This is a genomic window from Desulfitobacterium sp. (assembly GCF_034927245.1).
Classification (GTDB): domain Bacteria; phylum Bacillota; class Desulfitobacteriia; order Desulfitobacteriales; family Desulfitobacteriaceae; genus Desulfitobacterium_A.
In genome coordinates, this window is sequence record NZ_JAYFQK010000086.1 from 1 (window position 1) to 2,129 (window position 2,129).

General features: G+C 40.3%; 2 protein-coding genes and 1 pseudogene. All 3 read left to right on the forward strand.

What is annotated here, in order from left to right; genetic code table 11:
* The first annotated feature begins 21 nt into the window (after positions 1 to 21).
* A complete protein-coding gene (locus tag VB077_RS16520; RefSeq protein ID WP_323416355.1) occupies positions 22 to 966 on the forward strand; it encodes a DUF1848 domain-containing protein in 945 nt (314 codons plus the stop codon).
* Between the two features lie 166 nt (positions 967 to 1,132).
* Complete coding sequence (locus tag VB077_RS16525) at positions 1,133 to 1,735, forward strand: class I SAM-dependent methyltransferase (protein WP_323416356.1); 603 nt, start codon at positions 1,133 to 1,135, stop codon at positions 1,733 to 1,735.
* A gap of 193 nt (positions 1,736 to 1,928) precedes the next feature.
* A pseudogene (locus tag VB077_RS16530) lies at positions 1,929 to 2,129 on the forward strand (hypothetical protein); the annotation flags it as partial.

Genomic DNA, 2,129 nt, shown 5'->3' on the forward strand with positions numbered 1-2,129 from the left:
TGCATAATCGAGGTGAACTAAATGATATTAAGTGCAAGCCGAAGGACAGATATACCGACATATTACTCTGACTGGTTCTTTAACCGAATCAATGACGGGTACGTTTTGGTGCGTAATCCGATGAACCCACACCAAATCAGCTGTATCAAGCTTACGCCTGATGTTGTGGATGGCATTGTCTTTTGGACAAAGAACCCAATTCCTATGCTTGCACGTCTCGATGAACTTAAGAAATATATGTACTACTTCCAGTTTACGATTACGCCTTACGGGAGAGATGTCGAGCCAAACATCCCAGACAAAAACGAGGTAATTCTGCCTGCATTCAAAAGGCTTTCGGAAATGATAGGAGCAGACCGCGTAGTTTGGCGCTATGATCCAATTATGATAAGCGAGCGGTATCCAATCGAATACCACGTCCACGCATTCGGAAAAATAGCAGCGGAGTTGCATAACTACGCCCATAAGGTGACTATCAGCTTTATTGACGAAGATTACCGAGGTGTGAAAAACAACATCAAGGAACTGGCACTACTTCCATTCCCGTCAGAAACTCAGATGGAATTGAGCGCACGGCTCGCTGAGATAGCGCATGGGTATGGTCTGACAATAGATACCTGCGCCGAGAAGATTGAATTACAAAAATACGGCATAGAACACGCCCGCTGTATCGACGAGAGGCTCTTTTCAAAACTGCTTTGTTGCCGTCTGAATGTTGAAAAGGATAAGACCCAGCGTCCTGAATGCGGTTGCGTGGAAAGTATTGACATTGGGATGTATAACACTTGCTGGAACGGTTGCCGTTACTGCTACGCAAACTACAGCCAGAATACGGTCATAGGCAATTTTGAAAAGCATAATCCGCTTTCACCGCTTATCTCTGGCGAAGTGGGCGAGGGGGATAAAACCAATGACCGGAGAGTCAAATCATGCAAAGATACGCAGTTGAGTCTCTTTGACCTCTAATTTATGTAAAGGTCGATGTTACCTTCGTTGACCTTAAGAATGCGGATGGCAGTATTTCCAAGCTATTAGCGGAGGTGTGTTAATGCCATTCCACCATCGTCCGTCTGGACATCACAAAAATGAAAGTTGACGCTATCGTTAATGCCGGTAGATTGGAGAGGTAATAATGGGGAATACGGATAAGTTTGAAATGATAGCCAATATATATGACACTTCTGAAAGAGTCCAAATGGCAAAGGTATCATCAGATGCCATTCGTGAATATTTAGTTGATGCTAAAAACAAGAATGCTATTGATTTTGGGTGTGGAACTGGTCTTGTTGGTATGAATTTATTGAATGATTTTAAATCGATACTGTTTCTGGATACATCACAAAACATGATTAACCAGATAAAGCAAAAGATTTCTAGTTTTAATATGCAGAATGCAGCTACATTATACTTTGACTTTGAAAAAGATAGTCTTTCGGATTTACATGCTGACTATATTTTTATGGCTCAGGTTTTACTCCATATTAATGATGTTGAATTAGTTTTATCAAGATTATATGAGGTTCTAAATGAAAGCGGACATTTACTAATCGTAGATTTTGATAAGAATGAAAAAATAGTTTCAGATATGGTTCATAACGGATTTGATCAAATAGAGTTAACTGATATTATGATGAAAATAGGATACAGGGATATTCGATCTAAAACTTTTTATACTGGAAGCAAAATATTCATGGGGCATGATGCATCTTTGTTTATTCTCGACTCTCAGAAATAGAAATAGAAATATTGATTTTACTGCAAAAACCCCGAATTAGCTCATACAAATAAGCTGGAAATTTATCTCTAAGAGGGTATTAAGGCTCTTCCGAAATATTCCCTCAAAGATTCCTTGATGATTTTCTTCAAATCGGATTACAAGACCCAATTCTTCCCCCCCCGGGTACCATGCCGGTTATAAAGGAGCGTTTATGGATAATCAAGAAAAAGTTCAATGGCTAGGGAAAATATTATCGATTCAGCCACGTACTAATGTATGGCGTTATGTTCTCGATAATCGAACTCATTCCCACATCGGATACAACCTGTTCCTTGACGGCTCTGTTAACGGCATTAATGCTCAGTTTGCCGTAGCAATCTCCGAAAAGCAGCAACAGTGCGGCGGTTTCCGT

Excerpts from the sequence above, each read along its gene's own strand:
- VB077_RS16525 (WP_323416356.1), top strand. The coding sequence starts at position 1,133 with ATGGGGAATACGGATAAGTTTGAAATGATAGCCAATATATATGACACT.
- VB077_RS16520 (WP_323416355.1), top strand. The coding sequence starts at position 22 with ATGATATTAAGTGCAAGCCGAAGGACAGATATACCGACATATTACTCT.